The organism is Pantoea sp. NSTU24 (assembly GCF_050157905.1).
GTDB lineage: Bacteria > Pseudomonadota > Gammaproteobacteria > Enterobacterales > Enterobacteriaceae > Pantoea.
Genome location: NZ_JBKIWZ010000001.1, coordinates 854,778 through 871,712 on the forward strand (window position 1 = coordinate 854,778; position 16,935 = coordinate 871,712).

18 protein-coding genes, 4 tRNA genes and 1 pseudogene are annotated in these 16,935 nt (G+C 57.3%); 18 read left to right on the top strand and 5 right to left on the bottom strand.

Going from position 1 to position 16,935, the window contains the following annotated elements; genetic code table 11:
• Window positions 1-426 precede the first annotated feature (426 nt).
• From uvrY to ACLHDD_RS04200, 6 genes are all read left to right on the top strand, one after another.
• A complete protein-coding gene (uvrY, locus tag ACLHDD_RS04175) occupies window positions 427-1,086 on the top strand; it encodes a UvrY/SirA/GacA family response regulator transcription factor (protein WP_427103061.1) in 660 nt (219 codons plus the stop codon).
• Entirely contained in the window at window positions 1,079-2,911 is a 1,833-nt protein-coding gene (uvrC, locus tag ACLHDD_RS04180; protein WP_427103062.1) for an excinuclease ABC subunit UvrC, read from the top strand. Before uvrY ends, uvrC begins: the two co-directional genes overlap by 8 nt.
• A gap of 69 nt (window positions 2,912-2,980) precedes the next feature.
• Window positions 2,981-3,529: a CDP-diacylglycerol--glycerol-3-phosphate 3-phosphatidyltransferase gene (gene pgsA / locus ACLHDD_RS04185; RefSeq protein WP_427103063.1), complete on the top strand. Its 549-nt coding sequence runs from the start codon at window positions 2,981-2,983 to the stop codon at window positions 3,527-3,529.
• 152 nt (window positions 3,530-3,681) lie between these two features.
• Window positions 3,682-3,757, top strand: a tRNA-Gly gene (locus tag ACLHDD_RS04190).
• Window positions 3,758-3,797: 40 nt separating this feature from the next.
• Window positions 3,798-3,871: transfer RNA gene (locus ACLHDD_RS04195), tRNA-Cys, on the top strand.
• Window positions 3,872-3,881: 10 nt separating this feature from the next.
• Window positions 3,882-3,968: transfer RNA gene (locus ACLHDD_RS04200), tRNA-Leu, on the top strand.
• A 152-nt stretch (window positions 3,969-4,120) separates the two neighbouring features.
• Here the strand turns inward: ACLHDD_RS04200 and ACLHDD_RS04205 are convergent.
• The gene (locus tag ACLHDD_RS04205) at window positions 4,121-4,342 is read right to left on the bottom strand and encodes a hypothetical protein (RefSeq protein ID WP_427103064.1); all 222 of its coding nucleotides are present in this window, start codon (window positions 4,340-4,342) and stop codon (window positions 4,121-4,123) included.
• Between the two features lie 209 nt (window positions 4,343-4,551).
• On the opposite strand from ACLHDD_RS04205, the gene ACLHDD_RS04210 reads away from it, so the two are divergent.
• The 3 genes from ACLHDD_RS04210 (at window position 4,552) to ACLHDD_RS04220 (ending at window position 5,613) form a co-directional block, all read left to right on the top strand.
• A tRNA-Leu gene (locus tag ACLHDD_RS04210) sits at window positions 4,552-4,627 on the top strand.
• A gap of 351 nt (window positions 4,628-4,978) precedes the next feature.
• The gene (locus ACLHDD_RS04215) at window positions 4,979-5,173 is read left to right on the top strand and encodes a hypothetical protein (protein WP_427103065.1); all 195 of its coding nucleotides are present in this window, start codon (window positions 4,979-4,981) and stop codon (window positions 5,171-5,173) included.
• Window positions 5,174-5,415: 242 nt separating this feature from the next.
• The gene (locus ACLHDD_RS04220; RefSeq protein ID WP_128084417.1) at window positions 5,416-5,613 is read left to right on the top strand and encodes a DUF6404 family protein; all 198 of its coding nucleotides are present in this window, start codon (window positions 5,416-5,418) and stop codon (window positions 5,611-5,613) included.
• 38 nt (window positions 5,614-5,651) lie between these two features.
• Here ACLHDD_RS04220 and ACLHDD_RS04225 read toward each other — a convergent pair.
• The 4 genes and pseudogenes from ACLHDD_RS04225 to ACLHDD_RS04240 form a co-directional block, all read right to left on the bottom strand.
• Window positions 5,652-7,156 (bottom strand): annotated as a pseudogene (locus ACLHDD_RS04225) (SulP family inorganic anion transporter).
• A gap of 141 nt (window positions 7,157-7,297) precedes the next feature.
• Entirely contained in the window at window positions 7,298-7,558 is a 261-nt protein-coding gene (locus tag ACLHDD_RS04230; RefSeq protein WP_427103066.1) for a biofilm/acid-resistance regulator YmgB/AriR, read from the bottom strand.
• A 395-nt stretch (window positions 7,559-7,953) separates the two neighbouring features.
• Window positions 7,954-8,358 carry a DUF2000 family protein gene (locus tag ACLHDD_RS04235; RefSeq protein ID WP_427103067.1) on the bottom strand — a complete coding sequence of 135 codons (405 nt, stop codon included), beginning with the start codon at window positions 8,356-8,358 and terminating at the stop codon, window positions 7,954-7,956.
• A 42-nt stretch (window positions 8,359-8,400) separates the two neighbouring features.
• Entirely contained in the window at window positions 8,401-9,249 is an 849-nt protein-coding gene (locus tag ACLHDD_RS04240) for an AraC family transcriptional regulator (RefSeq protein ID WP_427103068.1), read from the bottom strand.
• A gap of 145 nt (window positions 9,250-9,394) precedes the next feature.
• Here ACLHDD_RS04240 and ACLHDD_RS04245 point away from each other — a divergent pair, with 145 nt between their 5' ends.
• The 9 genes from ACLHDD_RS04245 to ACLHDD_RS04285 all read left to right on the top strand — a co-directional run bounded on the left by ACLHDD_RS04245 (window position 9,395) and on the right by ACLHDD_RS04285 (window position 16,931).
• A complete protein-coding gene (locus ACLHDD_RS04245) occupies window positions 9,395-9,826 on the top strand; it encodes a MarR family winged helix-turn-helix transcriptional regulator (protein ID WP_427103069.1) in 432 nt (143 codons plus the stop codon).
• Between the two features lie 2 nt (window positions 9,827-9,828).
• Entirely contained in the window at window positions 9,829-11,514 is a 1,686-nt protein-coding gene (locus ACLHDD_RS04250; protein ID WP_427103070.1) for an MFS transporter, read from the top strand.
• The gene (locus tag ACLHDD_RS04255) at window positions 11,511-12,605 is read left to right on the top strand and encodes an HlyD family secretion protein (RefSeq protein WP_427103071.1); all 1,095 of its coding nucleotides are present in this window, start codon (window positions 11,511-11,513) and stop codon (window positions 12,603-12,605) included. The genes ACLHDD_RS04250 and ACLHDD_RS04255 overlap by 4 nt, the downstream gene beginning before the upstream one ends.
• On the top strand, window positions 12,602-13,984 hold the full coding sequence (locus tag ACLHDD_RS04260; protein ID WP_427103072.1) for an efflux transporter outer membrane subunit: 1,383 nt from the start codon (window positions 12,602-12,604) through the stop codon (window positions 13,982-13,984). Before ACLHDD_RS04255 ends, ACLHDD_RS04260 begins: the two co-directional genes overlap by 4 nt.
• Before the next feature lie 268 nt (window positions 13,985-14,252).
• On the top strand, window positions 14,253-14,639 hold the full coding sequence (locus ACLHDD_RS04265; protein ID WP_427105166.1) for a hypothetical protein: 387 nt from the start codon (window positions 14,253-14,255) through the stop codon (window positions 14,637-14,639).
• A 228-nt stretch (window positions 14,640-14,867) separates the two neighbouring features.
• Window positions 14,868-15,599 carry a beta-ketoacyl synthase chain length factor gene (locus ACLHDD_RS04270; protein ID WP_427103073.1) on the top strand — a complete coding sequence of 244 codons (732 nt, stop codon included), beginning with the start codon at window positions 14,868-14,870 and terminating at the stop codon, window positions 15,597-15,599.
• A complete protein-coding gene (locus ACLHDD_RS04275; RefSeq protein ID WP_427103074.1) occupies window positions 15,592-16,392 on the top strand; it encodes a lysophospholipid acyltransferase family protein in 801 nt (266 codons plus the stop codon). Before ACLHDD_RS04270 ends, ACLHDD_RS04275 begins: the two co-directional genes overlap by 8 nt.
• A gap of 13 nt (window positions 16,393-16,405) precedes the next feature.
• Window positions 16,406-16,663: a phosphopantetheine-binding protein gene (locus tag ACLHDD_RS04280; RefSeq protein ID WP_427103075.1), complete on the top strand. Its 258-nt coding sequence runs from the start codon at window positions 16,406-16,408 to the stop codon at window positions 16,661-16,663.
• 13 nt (window positions 16,664-16,676) lie between these two features.
• On the top strand, window positions 16,677-16,931 hold the full coding sequence (locus tag ACLHDD_RS04285) for an acyl carrier protein (protein WP_427103076.1): 255 nt from the start codon (window positions 16,677-16,679) through the stop codon (window positions 16,929-16,931).
• Window positions 16,932-16,935 lie beyond the last annotated feature (4 nt).

The following is a 16,935-nucleotide window of genomic DNA, read 5'->3' on the forward strand; positions in this document are numbered from 1 at the left end:
TTCTCCTTGGTGAATGACAACGTGCCGGCTCTCTGTCCGCACAGCAATGCGTGAGTATATCACAGGGGAAGGGGGTTGCCGTTGCAATGGCTTCGCTTTGCCATAAATAGCTGGTTTGTCCAGTGAAACTAATCAATCTATGCAAGTAATTACTGCCATGCCAGACTGAGTCACTGAACAGAATCAGCCGGCAGAATTGTAGCGTGCCACGATTTTAATATGCTGATATACAGCGGTTTATCAGATTATTAAGCGGCACGGCTCGTTCTCTGAAAACGCTGTTTATGCACGTTACACGTATCCGTTACGAATTATGTAAAGCATACACTGTTTTACTTTGTTGATGTGCTTTTGAGGTAAAAGCGGGTATGATTACCCCCTGGATCGTGAATGACCTCCTCTTTTCTAGCCTCCGGAGTTTCCCCGTTGATCAGTGTACTTCTTGTTGATGACCATGAACTTGTCCGTGCCGGTATCCGTCGCATCCTCGAAGATGTTAAGGGTCTGGCCGTGGTCGGAGAAGTGAACTGTGGCGAGGATGCGGTGAAGTGGTGCCGGGCCAATCCGGTTGATGTCATCCTGATGGATATGAATATGCCCGGCATCGGTGGACTGGAAGCGACGCGTAAAATCGTGCGCTACAACCCCGATATCAAAATTATTATGCTGACCATCCATACGGAAAACCCTCTGCCTGCTAAAGTGATGCAGGCAGGGGCTGCAGGTTACCTGAGTAAAGGGGCTGCGCCGCAGGAGGTGGTCAATGCTATTCGCTCAGTGAATGCCGGGCAGCGCTATATCGCCTCGGACATCGCTCAGCAGATGGCACTGAGTCAGATTGAACCGCAAAAAGCGGAATCCCCCTTCAGCTGTTTGTCGGAAAGGGAATTGCAGATTATGCTGATGATCACCCGAGGACAAAAGGTGACGGAAATTTCCGAGCAGTTAAATCTCAGTCCTAAAACCGTTAACAGTTACCGCTACCGGATGTTCAGCAAGCTGAACATCAGTGGCGACGTCGAGTTAACGCATCTGGCCATCCGACATGGCCTCTTCAATGCGGAGCCGTTAATCAGTAGTGAATGACGTTTTTGATTCTAAAGCTTTTCTGAGTACGGTAACCAGCAAGCCCGGTGTTTACCGCATGTATGACGCCTCAGGCACTGTCATCTATGTGGGTAAAGCCAAAGACCTGAAGAAGCGTCTGACCAGCTACTTCCGCACCCAGGTCGGCAGCCGCAAAACCGAAGCGCTGGTCAGCAATATCCAGCACATCGATGTCACCGTTACCCACACCGAAACCGAAGCGCTGCTGCTTGAGCATAACTACATCAAGCTTTATCAGCCGCGCTATAACGTGCTGCTGCGCGACGATAAATCTTATCCCTACATCTTTCTGAGCGGCGATACGCATCCACGGCTGGCGATACACCGTGGCGCAAAGCATGCTAAAGGGGAGTATTTTGGCCCGTTCCCTAATGGCTATGCGGTGCGGGAAACCCTGGGCTTACTGCAGAAAGTCTTTCCTATTCGTCAGTGCGAAAACAGCGTCTACCGCAATCGCTCCCGGCCCTGTCTGCAGTATCAGATTGGCCGATGCCTGGGGCCCTGCGTGGCGGGGCTGGTCAGCGAAGAGGAGTATGCGCAGCAAACCGATTACGTGCGGCTGTTCCTGGCCGGTAAGGACGATCAGGTCCTGAATCAGCTGGTGAAACGCATGGAAGAGGCCAGCGTTGGCCTGCGCTTCGAAGAAGCAGCACGGCTACGCGACCAGATTCAGGCCGTGCGCCGCATCACCGAAAAGCAGTTTGTCTCGAATCAGGGCGACGACCTGGATGTCATGGGTGTTGCGTATGACGCAGGGATGGCCTGTCTGCATGTGCTGTTCATCCGCCAGGGCAAAGTGCTGGGCAGTCGCAGCTACTTTCCGAAGGTGCCGGTGGATACCGACCTGGCAGAGGTCGTGCAGACTTTTGTCGGGCAGTTCTACCTGCAGGGCAGCGAGGCACGCACGCTGCCGGGCGATATCCTGCTGGACTTCACTCTGCCGGAGCGCGAGCTGCTGGCTGAGTCGCTCAGTGAACTGGCGGGGCGGCGGGTCAATATCCAGAGTAAGCCACGCGGCGATCGCGCTCGTTACCTGAAGCTGGCACGCACCAATGCCGCGACGGCGCTGACGACCCGCCTGTCACAGCACTCGACTATCCATCAGCGGCTGATGGCGCTGGCGGAGTTTCTTGAGATCGACAAAATCAAGCGTATGGAGTGTTTCGACATCAGTCACACCATGGGTGAGCAGACCATCGCCTCCTGCGTGGTGTTTGACCAGAACGGGCCGCTGCGCGCCGATTATCGTCGCTACAATATCACCGGCATCACGCCGGGCGATGACTACGCCGCTATGAACCAGGTGCTGCGACGCCGTTATGGTAAGGCGATCGAAGAAGATAAGATCCCGGATGTCATTCTGATTGATGGCGGTAAAGGCCAGCTGGCCCAGGCACTACAGGTTTTTGCTGAACTGGATGTGCCCTGGGACAAGAGCCGGCCTGTTCTGCTGGGCGTTGCTAAAGGCAGCGATCGTAAAGCGGGCCTGGAGACGCTGTTCTTTGAAGCGGAAGGTGAGGGCGTTTCGCTGCCGCCCGATGCCCCGGCGCTGCATGTGATTCAGCATATTCGTGACGATGCTCACAATCATGCGATTTCGGGCCACCGTAAAAAACGAGCCAAAGTAAAGAACACCAGTGCGCTGGAAAGCATCGAAGGGGTAGGGCCAAAACGCCGTCAGCAACTGCTCAAGTACATGGGGGGCCTGCAACCGCTGCTGAATGCGTCGGTGGAAGAGATCGCCAATGTGCCCGGTATCTCGCACGCGCTGGCAGAAAAAATATACTACTCCCTGAAACACTAGCATTGAAACAGGGGGGGCAATGTAGGAACATAGGATAAATTCTATCTATATCCAGACAGTTACCGGCATATGCAATTAAACATCCCGACGTGTCTCACCCTGTTTCGAGTCGTGCTCATTCCGTTCTTTGTGCTGGCTTTCTATCTGCCGTTTTACTGGGCACCGCTTGCGACCGCCTTAATCTTTGTTTTTGCAGCCATCACTGACTGGTTTGATGGATTCCTGGCGCGCCGCTGGAAGCAGACGACGCGCTTTGGTGCTTTTCTCGATCCGGTTGCTGACAAAGTGATGGTGGCCATTGCGCTGGTGCTGGTGGCTGAATATTTCCATGCCTGGTGGATCACCCTGCCCGCAGCGACCATGATTGCGCGTGAAATCATCATCTCTGCGCTGCGTGAGTGGATGGCGGAGATTGGCAAACGCAGCAGCGTGTCGGTTTCGTGGATTGGCAAAGTCAAAACCACCGCGCAGATGTTCTCCCTGTTTGCGCTGTTATGGCGTCCGGATGCTACCGTCATCGCCGTCGGTGTTGTCGCATTATACATTGCTGCTGTGCTGACTTTCTGGTCAATGTTCCAGTATCTGAGCGCTGCGCGCGGCGATTTGCTCGAACCGTGATCGATACGATTTAAAAAGCAGCAAACGGACGGGTTGTGAGGATAATTTTATTGACTCAATCCGTCAGGTCAGTAGAATGCAACGCATCGAAAGGCAGCGAGTCTGCCAGAAGATAAGTAAAATCAGCAGGTTCGACAAAATTGCTGAAATTTGCGGGAATAGCTCAGTTGGTAGAGCACGACCTTGCCAAGGTCGGGGTCGCGAGTTCGAGTCTCGTTTCCCGCTCCAGATTCGCAGGTCAGGTTAACCTGACGGCACATCAGTTTAAGGCGCGTTGGCAGAGTGGCTATGCAGCGGATTGCAAATCCGTGTACCTCGGTTCGACTCCGGGACGCGCCTCCAGTTACACCCTGCCCGGGTGGTGAAATCGGTAGACACAAGGGATTTAAAATCCCTCGATCGTAAGGTCGTGCGGGTTCAAGTCCCGCCCCGGGCACCATATCGATTTACCAATAAAATCAATGATAAGCAGTGTCGTAAGCCGCCCCATAAGAGGCGGTTTTTTTGTGCCTGCTGACTGACACGCTCACCTCTCTTGTCACTCTACGGTTCAGCCACGCGAGCTGAATACCAGCTGTTCCTCAGTGTCACTCACCAGAACCATCTTTTGCGCCTCGCCGCTGAGGAGACAAACGTCACTTCATTGCCGATGCTGAGCGCGTCGAACGCCTCCGTAGACTGTATTCGCTTCTGAATCTCCAGCACCATCCGTGATGCAGAGTCAGCGGAGGGCTCGTTCACCTTATCGATATGGTAGCTGGCGGTAAAATTCAGCTCAGGCTGATCGACGACATAAAACTGTCCTGAAGGCATAGTAAGGACCTCTCGATGAAATGGTCCGGCGTGGTGGCCGGAACGGGTTGCCCTGACAGGTAAGATTAGCTGAATAATTGCCCTGCACGGCTACCGATTCCTGATTTTTGCATCCGGGACAGGCGAAAAAAATAGGTGCCGCTTGCGCTTGCCAGTTCAGAAAGTGGCGCTACCCTTATCTGTAACAACGGCCTTTTCAGGCACACTGCTCGGGCATGGTATAAAGGTATTACTGCAACTCAGAATGAGTTGACGATGCGGGTTCAATTCCTGCTGCCCGGTCCACTTTCGCTCCCGGTTCCGGAGCGCACGTCTCCCTACTGACCGCAAATTTGCTGCGGTTTTCTTATTTCTGCGCCCAGAAACTGTTCTGTAATCTCTGTTTTCTCTGGTTGTCAGGCTTTCGGCTGCTGCCACAGAACACATATTTCGCTGAGCGCCTATATCCTGAGTGCGCAGTGCCACCGCCTTAGGCCGCCGGTCCGCTGTCTGAGTCAGTTAAGAGAAAAGGGGCGAGGACGGGATTGCTCTGCCTTACTGACGACCCGACCCCGGGCCACGTGTTAATTGCCACTGGCAGACAGAAAAAAACGGAGTAAGGTGGCTGGCGCGTCGCGATTATCAGGATGGCAAAAGATGAGACTGCAAATGGTGGATATGGGGTATCAGCCAGCCTGCTACGCAGCAGGCTGGCTGAAGCCTGTCAGGCATGCGGTTGTCCTGATGGGGTCATGGCACCGGGTGCTCCCGGCGGTGGCGGTGGCGCATCCTTACCTGGCGGCGGTGGCGGAGGCGCCTCTCTCGCTGGCGGAGGTGGCGCGCAGGCAGTAAGTGTCGCGAGAATGGCCAGAGTGGACAACAGATAAGCCGTACGTTTCATTGTATTTCCCTGATCGGTTAAGCGGAGCGTTAAGTATAGATAAGCGCCATAAAATCGCCCGAAGCAGATGCGCTGGCCGGCAATCAGGAAAATCAGTCACGAATAGTTTGAGACGCCTCGCAACTCGCGCACGTTACCCATGCGTTTCACGCTGGCCCGCGCTAAGGTAGCGCATCATTTTAGAGGAGACGTTATGAATGGCATGATGAAGTTCGTCCGCGGCTGGCTGGTGTTCTCTGTTCTGTGGGGCGTATTCATGTGGTTTATGTCATGGCAGGCGCAGGGCAAAGAGCCCGGTCTGGCGGTTCTGACCAGTCTCTACGCGGGTTTAATTTATCAGGCGTTGATCACGATGGTCGGCCGCTACCGGGCACGGCGGCAACAGGCGTAATCGGTTCTGCTGCCGGGCAGGCAGCAGAACACCCTCAGTTAACCAAAGTTCCCGGTGAGGCGCTGATGGAAGTCGGTACTGCGCGGGTCCAGACCTTCAATGACCACTTCTGTCCCATAACGCTGATAGCGATACTCAATGCCATCCAGCGCCGCGACGCTGGAGGCATCCCAGATCTGCGCATGGGTCAGATCGATCGTCACTTTTTTTGGATCGTGGGCATAATCGAAGTGTTCGAACAGATCGTTGCTGCTGGCAAAAAGAGGGGGCCGCGCACTACGTAGCGTACGGCTTCGCCATCCGCGCTTAGCTCGCGTTCCGCATGAATAACATGGGCGATACGGCGGGCAAACAGCAGCATAGCCAGAATCACCCCGGCCAATACGCCCAGCGCCAGATTGCCAGTCCAGACCGTGACCGCGACCGTCAGTACCATAATGAGCGTTTCGGACCACGGCATACGCTTCAGCGTCGCAGGCTGCAGGCTGTGCCAGTTGACGGTTTTCACGGCCACAACCATCATGATTCCGGCCAGCACCACCATCGGGATCTGCGCCATAATCCGGCTCAGCCCGGTCACCAGCAGCAGCAGCACCAGACCGGCCGCAACTGTCGAAACCCGGCTGCGCGCCCGGCCAAGTTCCACGTTGACGATGGTCTGACCGATCATCGCGCAGCCAGCGATCCCGCCATAGAAGCCCGCCAGAATGTTAGCGACACCCAAGCCCCAGGATTCGCGCCGCTTGCTGGAAGGGGTATCGGTCAGGTCATCAACCAGTTTGGCGGTCAGCAGAGACTCCATCAGGCCGACAAAGGCAATACTTAGTGCGGTAGGCCAGATAATCAGCAGCGTCTGAAGATTCAGGGGTACCAGCAGACTGTTAAAGCCGGGCAGACCCGGACTCATTGACCCCTCATCACCCACGTTCGGCATGCGATAGCCCATCAGCAGCGCAACGGCCGTTACTACCACAATGGCGACCAGCGGAGAGGGAATGCTCTTCATCAGCCGTGGCAGCAACAGCACGATGGCCAGGGTCGCGGCAAAGAAGATCCAGACCAGTGAGGATTGCCCCCAGACATGTGGCACCTGCGCAAAGAAAATCAGCACGCCAAGCGCATTCACAAATCCCAGCATCACGGAACGGGGGATATAGCGCATCATGCGCGCCAGGCCCGCCACGCCAAACAGAATCTGGATCACGCCGCCCAGTACTACGGCAGGCAGTATATATTCCACACCATGCTGATGAACCATCGGGCCAATTACCAGCGCCACCGAGCCGGCGGCTGCCGTTACCATCGCTGGCCGGCCACCCAGAATCGACAGTGTCAGGCAAAGAACGACAGAGGCGATCAGGCTGACTTTCGGGTCAACGCCCGCGATGACGGAAAAAGAGATCACTTCAGGGATGAGTGCCAGCGCGGTAATGACTCCGGCCAGGCATTCACGGGTCAGCAGGGCAGGCGATCGCAGCACGCGTCCCACGCTGATATCAGCAGCCACAACCTCGGTTGCAGCCTTATCATTAGATTGAGTCATAAAGATTGCAGGCTCTTGAGTTATTTTGCTCCCGCGCGAGGGGCGGGAAAATTGGCATAGCAGGTGAGGGGCAGATATTACCGGGCGTGCAGAAAAGATACCAGAGAAAGGCAGATGACTCCCTCCGTGGAATCGATGATGTTACAGTGAAAAATCGTCTGGTGTTTTGTAGACCACCAGTTCAAGCAACTGCCGGTAGATATCCAGCGACGCCCGGTCGCTTTCCAGCTCCAGCCGGTGAATCAGCTTTGAGATAATGGCTTTATTGTTGACGGGCATGCCGGACTGCAGGATTTCAGCAATCACAATACCCAACGTTTCCATCTCACTGGCTGGCCTGTTGGCAGCAGCATTAAAATAGTCTGAAATTTCTTTATCGGTCCGGGGAAGACTTTCTTGCATGTGTAAGCCCTTTATAACAGCCCGCTTCCGGTTCGGATGTCAGGACAAAGTCGATCAAAACCATCGCATGGACAGATGCGATAGTACCGGCTCAAAACGTGAACAGAGAAAATAACCTCTGAAGGTGGAAATCCACTGACACCTTCAGAGGCGACGCAAGTGCATCATTCGTTACAGAGTCGTATCACAACTCGTGGCAGTAAAGTTATACAATGAACACTAATCTGTACAACCTAATTCTTTGACTAAACGTGCTATTTTCAGCTTTTCAGTAGTTTATAAGGATTATTCTGAAACAAAACCTGTACAAATAACCTATACAAAGGGGCGCGGTCTGAGGCGGAACAGAAAAAACAGAAAAAACGGGAAACACAGGCCTGTTTTCCGCCCGGAAATCAGCTGAAAAGCGCCAGCTTTGCCGTCAGCTTTCGCAGGGTCTTTTTCTCACCGACAAGCGCAATGCCCAGCAGACGCCATTCTGCCCGGGGCTGCTTTCGCAGAACGTCACGCAGCGCCTGATAATTGGTGGTGGCCTGACCCGCCTCCGGAAACAGCACCAGATCACATACCTGTTCACACGCGTCCCGCAGCGCATCAAGCTGCGGGTCTGACGCCACCAGCACCGGGATGCCGGTGGTGATCAGACCGGGTGAAGGATGAATCGCTGCATCCTCCAGAGGCGGGCCAACCAGTGACGGATGTCGCTGCCCCAGGGTTAATGCCATCACGGCAGCCGCATTGGCGGCTTTACCGGGTGTCAGCATGCTATTGAGTATCATCACACATCTGAGGTCCTGCATTGCGTCTCTCCTGAATGAAAAGAACGCATTGTGGCAGGGGGGTCAACCAGGGTCTGGAAGATTTGTGCAGGCGTGCTGGTAGCGCGCGGGCGACAGCTGGCAGGCACGCTTAAACCAGCGTCCCAGGTGACTCTGGTCGGCAAAGCCCAGCGCGGCGGCCACGTCGGCAACGGGCTCGCCCTGTGCCAGCCGACGGCGTGCCTGACTCAGCCGCCACTGCACCAGCCAGGCGTGCGGAGGCAATCCCCAGTGTGCCCGGAACAGGCGTGACAGCCGGAAACGGTCGACCTGCAGATGATGCGCCATCTGCGCCAGGCCTGGGTTGTCCGCGTGGTAAGCAATCAGCCAGTCACGCGCCTTTAGCGCCAGCAGGCTATCCTGATCCGCCGCGTGAAAGGAGGAAGATGCCTGGCGGTGCGGAGAGAGCTGAACAGCGAGCCGATCGAGCGCCGCCTCTTTGATCAGGGCAGGGTGGTTATGCCACAGGGCATCGAACGCATGCCAGACCGCGTACGCCAGCGGACGGTCATCACGCAGTGTGGCGGCAAAATGCAGTTCACGCGTGGAAGCACTGTCGGACGAGGTCGGAGGAAGGTGCTGTGCTATCTGCTGCGGTGAGAGGTAAAGCATCCGGTAGGTGAAACCGCTGTCGTTGATGGCATCGCCATCATGCAGCTCCTCCGGCTCCAGCATAAATACCGTGCCAGGCCGGCTCTGATGCTGTTTGCGCCGCGAATGAAACTGCTGTACACCTTGTTCAGTCACGCCAACCAGGTAGCTGTCGTGCCAGTGAGGGTCATAGGCATGACCCGTGAAATGGGCGCGCAACGCCTCGATACCGCTTACGGCATCACGGCGCAGGTCAACCCAGTTGTCTGAAGGCTTTGGCATGGTATCGGACTCCCGGTGACGGCGTCTGGACATTCTGCCGCGATCCACTAATTATTAACAGGCCGGACGCTTTTCATTCGCGATTCGCTTTGCGTATAATAACGTCCTCTATCAATTAGATACCATATTATTAGGCTGCTAACATTTGTCTCAGCATACACGTACATTTACCCATTTACTGCATCTGACTGCGCACGCCTGGCGTCTGGCAGTTGATCGTCACCTTAAAGATAGCGGCTTAAGCATGAGCAGCTGGATGGCTATCGGACTGATTGCCAGCGAGCCGCAACGCATGACACAGACCGAACTGGCGCAGATGCTGGGGCTGGAAGATGCCAGCATGGTGCCGCTGGTGGACCGGCTGGTGAAACAGTCATTGCTGATGCGGGTACAGCCACCCGAGGATCGCCGCAAACGCCACCTGGTGCTGACTGAAAAGGGTAATGAAGCGTTCGCCAGGGTGAAAACAGAAGCGGATGCCCTGCGTACCCAGATGCTGGCAGATATCGCCCCGCAGGATCTGGCCGTCACCGAGCGCGTCCTGCAACAACTGCTGAGCCGCATGGGAAGCATGTAACGGTGGCAAAGCGAAATCCCTACGCTGCACGCGAGTGGTTGCCGCATGAAAAACCGATGCTGCCGGGTTCACCCTCGACCCCGCTGCATCCGACGCCAAAACGACTGGCGTTTGGGCTGATTGGTTTACTGATTTCGCTGACCGGTGCGCTGAGTAACGCACTGGTTACGGCGAATCTGGTCAATCTGCAGGGAACGTTCGCGGCCTGGTCAAACGAAATTGCCTGGCTGCCCGCGGTCTACGTGATGGGCAATATCTCTATCAACCTGCTGCTGGTGAAGTTCCGTCAGCAGTTTGGCCTGCGGGTTTTTACCGAAGCGTTTCTGGTGCTCTATGTGCTGGTGGCGTTTTTCCATCTGTTCGCCAACGACCTGAGCTCCGCCATTATCGTGCGCACCGCGCACGGCATGGTGGCGGCGGCGCTCAGTTCGCTGGGTATCTACTATCAGGTACAGGCCTGGCCCGCAAAACATCGTCTCAAAGCGCTGGTCATTGGCCTGACGGTGTCGCAGCTGGCGATCCCGCTGGCCCGCCTGTTCTCCTCCGAACTTCTGCAGCTCAATGAGTGGCGCGGTCTCTATCTGTTTGAACTCGGTCTGGCGCTGATTGCGCTGGGCGGCGTATTGCTCGTCAAGCTGCCGCCCGGCGACCGCATCAAAACCTTTGAAAAGATGGATTTTGTCACCTTTATTCTGCTGGCGCCCGGCATGGCGCTGCTGTGCGGTGTCCTGACGCTGGGGCGCATTGAATGGTGGTTTACCACGCCGTGGCTCGGGATCTGTACCGCCATCGCCCTGACGCTAATCGTTGCGGCGATTGTTATTGAACACAACCGGCGCAACCCGCTGATTAATACCCGCTGGCTCAGCAGCGGCATGATGGTGAGGCTCGGCATCGTGATGATTATGATCCGAATCGTGCTGGCCGAGCAGAACACCGGTGCGGTCGGTTTTCTGCAGCAGATCGGCCTGCAGAACGATCAGATGCGCGGCCTGGCGCTGGCGATCATTGCCGGGGTAATCGTGGGCATCGCCGCCAGTGCGCTGACCATCAAACCCAACCATCTCAGCTGGCCGATTGTCGCCTCACTGATGGTGATGATTATTGCGTCGCTGATGGATGCGCAGTCCAGCCCACTGACCCGCGCCACCGAGATGTATTTAAGCCAGTTTCTGTTGGGGTTCAGCAGCGCCTTCTTTATGGCTCCCGCCATGCTGATGGGCATCGGCAGCGTGGTGACGCAGCCCAAAAATCTGGTGAGCTTTGTTGTGCTGTTTGGCATGAGCCAGAACCTCGGCGGATTGATCGGCTCGGCGATTCTCGGCACGTTTCAGGTCTGGCGGGAGAAGTATCACTCCAGTCTGCTGGGCGATCAACTCTCACTGCTCGACCCCAACGTCACCGAACGGCTCAGCCAGTACAATGCCCTGTTTAATTCGCTGGTGGGCGACGACGTGCTGCGCGGCGCGCAGAGCACCAGCCAGTTGCAGACGGTTGCCACGCTGCAGGCCAACGTCCTCGCCTATAACGACACCTACCTGTTAACCGCCGCGCTGGCACTCATTACCCTGATGTGGGTGATCTGGCGCTTAACCCGGCGTCGGTATCTCGACTGGCGTCAGGCGCAATTTAACCTGCGTGAGCAGCAACAGATGGCCGCACTACAGGAATCAACGGAGAAACAATGAGTCAGCAGGATGAGCTTCAGGCGGCCGAACGCGAACGCGCAAATCGTCGCCGTATCCTTTCCATCGCCGCGGGCAGCGGCATCGTCGTCCTTGGCGTACTGGTCATTCTCTATGCCTGGCAGCTCTGGCCCTTTACCAGCGCCATACAGAGCACCGAGAACGCCTATGTGCGCGGTCAGGTGACCTTTATCAGTCCGCAGGTCAATGGCTATCTCACCTCGGTAGAGGTGATCGATCTGCAGCCGGTGAAAAAAGGGCAGCTGCTGATGACGATTGATGACCGTATCTATCGCCAGCGGGTGCATCAGGCGCAGGCGCAGCTGGCGATGAAGCAGGCGGCGCTGAACAATAACCTGCAGCAGCGGCGCAGCGCAGAAGCCACGATTCAGAGCAACAGGGCGGCGCTGGAAAATGCCAGAGCCCAGGCCCTGAAGAGCGGCTTTGACCTGAAGCGCGTCGAAAACCTCACGGCGGATGGATCGCTGTCGGTGCGTGAGCGCGATGCTGCCCGCGCTGCCAGCGCCCAGGCGCAGGCGCAGGTGCGTCAGGCTGCCGCCCAGATTGCCGTGGCTGAGCAGAATCTGCAGACTGTTATTGTCAATCGTGACGCGCTCGCGGGCGACGTCGCCAGCGCCCGTGCTGCACTGGAGCTGGCGGAGATCGATCTGGCGAACACCCGGATTACCGCGCCCGATGACGGGCAGCTTGGCCAGCTCTCGGTGCGCACCGGCGCCTATGTCACCGCCGGAACGCGTCTGACCTCCGTGGTGCCGAATCGCAAATGGATTATCGCTAACCTGAAAGAGACCCAGCTGGCGCATATCCGCCCTGGGCTGCCGGTGAGCATTCGGGTCGATGCGCTGGATGGCAAGCGCTTTAACGGTCAGGTGGAATTTATCTCGCCAGCAGCGGGATCGGAGTTCAGCGCCATCTCGCCCGATAACGCCACCGGTAACTTCGTCAAAATCGCCCAGCGGATCCCGGTGCGTATCCGTATCAATGAGCAGGATATGGCACAGTTGCGCCCGGGGATGTCGGTTGAGGTGGACATCGACACTGCCGCGCAGCCCGCCGCAGAGGGGACGCCATGAGGCCGCGCATTCTGATCGCCGCGCTGACACTGCTGCTGTCAGGCTGCGCAACCCAGGTTGAGAAGGCACCCGCCTCGCTGCTGATCCCGGACGCCTGGCGCGGCCAGGTCGGGCCGTCGGCCGCGCCCGAGACGGCGTGGTGGCGCGCCTTTCATGATGAAAATCTCAACCGGCTGGTCAGCCAGGCGCTGCGCAATAATCCGGATATTCTCACGGCGCGATCCCGTGTGGATCAGTACCGCGCCGGGCTGCGCGCCGCAGAGGGCGATAACTTTCCCAGCCTGAACGCCGGGGTGGCCGCAACCCGTGAGCGTACGCTTTCGTCGGTCACGGGCCAGCCCTATGAAACCGATATTTTTCAGTGGCTGCTGAAGGCAAACTACGATGTGGATCTCTGGGGCGCACGCAGCAGCAGCATTACGGCGGCGCAGGCGACCTTAGCAGCACAACAGGCTGCCGCCTCTGCGGCCGAGCTGACGATCGCGAGTTCGGTCGCGTCCGGCTACTTCAACCTCTGCGCACTGGATGAGCAACTGCGGGTCACCGAGGCGACGCTGGCGAGCCGCAGTCGTTCGCTGAAGCTGGCTCAGCGTCAGTTTGAAACCGGCTACACCTCCCGGCTGGAGTGGATGCAGGCGGCATCGGAATATCAGTCGGCCAGCGCTCAGCTGCCGTTGCTGCAGCATCAGATTGCCCGGCAGGAGAATGCCCTCAGCATTCTGGCCGGTATGAATCCGCGCAGCATCGCCCGCCGTCAGCAGTTTGATCAGATTTCACCACAGACGATGCCGTCGCTGCTGCCCTCGGCGCTGCTTAATCGTCGTCCGGATATCGTCCAGGCGCAGCGCCAGCTGCTGGCGGCGGACGCCAGCCTCGCCTCATCGCAGGCGAAACTGCTGCCGGGCCTGAATCTCACCGCCACCGGCACCCTGCAGAGTTCGGTGCTGCATCAGCTCGCGGACAATCCGTTCCGACTCTGGAGCGTAGGAGGCAGTATCCTTGCGCCGCTGCTGAACCGGGAAGCGCTGACGGCGCAGGTCGATATGTCGATGGCGACGCGAAATCAGGCGCTCTATAGCTATGAAAAAGTGGTGCGTAACGCCTTCTCAGAAGTCAGCGATGCCGTCGACGCCATCAGGCAGCGTGAAGCGCAGCTGAAGGCGCTGCAACAGCAGGAGAGCTACGTCAGGGAGGCACTGCGCATCGCCCGTAACCGCTACCAGAACGGCTACGCCTCTTATCTGGATGAACTGGACGCGCAGCGTACCCTGTTTTCGACCCAGCTGAATCTGGTGACGGTGAAAAGCAACCTGCTGCTGGCGCAGATTGACCTCTACCGCGCGCTGGGCGGTGGCTGGAGAGCCAGCCCGTCATCCTGACATCTCAGGCCGATCCAGCCGCAACCAGAGTACCGGAGGCGGGATTGGCCTCTGCGCTTTCGCGACGCTGACGCACCTTCCCCGATTTCTATTCCCCAAATAACCCCCAAAAACCCACGCAGACTTCTGCTTACCTGTCTTTACATTCGATGGTATCATGCGCGGGTTTTTTACCAGCCAGACGGAAAAGCGCACGAAAAGTTAATGCTGCGCGCGGCAAGCTGTCCGTTTAACTAACTGATATGTTTAATAAAAGAAGGGAATCATGATGAACAAAAAAACGTTTCTGACGCTGGCTATGGTCGCGGCGTTACTCACAGGGTGCGCACGTACTGCGCCGATTCATAACGTGAATCAGAGCCTGACACAGCGCTACAGCGACAACCAGATGAAAACGGCCATTATTGAAGCAGGTGTAGGCCGCAAATGGGTCATGACACCGGTTGCCCCCGGCGTTATCAATGGCCGACTGGCCCAGCGTGATTTCGTGGCGACGATTCGTATCTCGTATACCAGCCAGAACTACCGCATCGATTATGTCAGCAGCGAAAACCTGAAAGCCGGACAGGGTCAGATTCATAACAATTACAATCGCTGGATCGCGAATCTTGATCAGGATATTCAGCTGCGGCTGTCAGCCCTGGCCGCCCGGTAATCGCGTTATCGTCACACTGTGTTGCCGTCAGGCTCCTGGCGTATAACGTTCGCCGCGCACCGACCGATAAATCAGATGCGCTGCTATTGCGGAGCCGCTGGACAATCTTCTACCGTGCAGCGTAAAGCCGCTTCGGGTAGGACAGGGTGAAGCAGACCTGGCTGACCGGGCAGAGGGCGAACCGCTGATGAATGCTGACACTACATGTATGACGAAAAGAGTGCTGAGATGAAACTCACTTACTCGCTGGTCGACTGGCAGGCGCTGGCACCCGGCTTACACGGAAGCCAGGCCTGGCAGGACTGGGCGAAACAGGGCACAGCGATCGATCCCGCAGGGGCGATGGCGAAGCCGCAGTTTTTACCGATGATGACGGCGCGTCGTCTGAGCGGCGGCAGCCGTGCGGCGGTAGAGTGCGGGCTGGCGCTGCTGGCCCGCCAGCAGGTTGACGCAATCGTCTTTACCAGTCGTCACGGGGAACTGGAGCGTAATCTGCGCATCCTCACCACCCTGGCCGAACAGCAGCCGATGTCACCTACGGATTTTGCGATGTCGGTCCACAATTCCGCGGTTGGCAGCCTGACCATTGCCGCGAAAGCGCCGCTGGTTTCGACCTCCATCGCGGCGGGCATCGACTCCTTTCAGCAGGGACTAATCGAAGTCAGCGCCCTGCATCAGGCGGACTATCAGCAGGTGCTGCTGGTTGATTTTGACGGCATCGTGCCTGACTACTATCTGCCGTGGCTGGCGGAGCAGCCTGTCAATGTGCCCTATGCGGTGGCGCTGCTGCTGCGTGCGGGAGACGCGTTGCACTGCACAGGTCAGGCGGCACCTGAGCCAGCGCCGTCGCCTGGATTGCCGCAGAGCCTGGGGTTTCTGCAGCAGTGGCTGGTGGGGTCGCCCGCCTTTTCGCTATCGGGCGAGCGCCTGACGTGGCACTGGAGGAGACGCGATGCCTGAGGATTTATCCTCCACACAGCGCAGCGGCAGCCGCCTGAACTACATCTGGCGACTGGTGATGACGGCGGTCAGTTTTACGCTGTTCGGCCTTGGCGGGCTGGTGCTGTCGCTGCTGGGTTTCAACCTTCTGCTGCTGGTCCAGCGCAATTCGCTGCGTCGCCGCCTGCTGGCGCGGCGTGCCATTGCCGTCAGCTTCCGCTGCTTTCTGCGTTTCTGCCGGATGACCGGCGTCTTTGACTACCGCATCGAAGGAGCCGAAGCGCTGCAGCGGGATCGCGGCTGCCTGATCGTCGCCAATCATCCGTCCCTGATCGACTATGTGATGATCGCCTCAGTGTTGCCGGAGATGGATTGTCTGGTTAAAGCGGATCTGCAGAGGAATCCGTTTGTCCGCGGGGTGATTCGCGCCGCAGACTACCTCATTAACAGCGAGGCAGAGACGCTACTGCCGGACAGTCAGCGTCGGCTGGCACGCGGTGACACCATCCTGATCTTTCCGGAAGGCACCCGCACCCGCTATGGCCAGCCGCTGGCGCTGCAGCGCGGAGCCGCCAATATTGCGGTGCGCGCCGGATGCGATCTGCGCGTGGTACACATTACCTGCAGCCAGCGTATGCTCGACAAACAGAGCCGCTGGTTTCAGATCCCGCCAGTTAAACCGCTGTTTACCGTGCGGGTCCGGCACAAGATTGACAGCCAGCTATTTTTTGAAAGTAACCCCGATGCGCAGCCGCTGGCCGCGCGTCGCCTGACCCGCCATTTACAGCAGGCGCTGGTCCCCGAGAACAGGTAAGACGAAAACCGGTATGGATGTATTAATTAACGATATCAAACAGATGATTATCGACACGCTGAATCTTGAGGATCTCGGCCCCGACGATATTGAGACCGACGCGGCGCTCTTTGGTGACGGGCTGGGACTCGACTCGATTGATGCACTGGAACTTGGCCTGGCCGTGAAAAACCGCTACGGCGTGGCGCTCTCTGCGGAGAGTGAAACCCTGCGTGCTCACTTCTTCTCTGTTGCAACGCTGGCCGCGTTCGTCAACCAACAGCGAGGCTGAAAGCGGAGATAACATGATGAATAAAGATGAAATCTATCAGGAAGTGTCCTCGCTGCTGACCAGCCTGTTTGAAATTGCGCCTGAGGATATCCAGCCTGAGGCACGTCTCTACGAAGATCTGGAGCTCGACAGCATTGATGCCGTTGATATGGTCGTTCACCTGCAAAAACGCACCGGCCGTAAAATCAAGCCGGAAACCTTCCGTGCGGTGCGCACCGTGCAGGACGTGGTGGATGCGGTTGAACAACTGATGCGCGACGAAGCCTGATCCT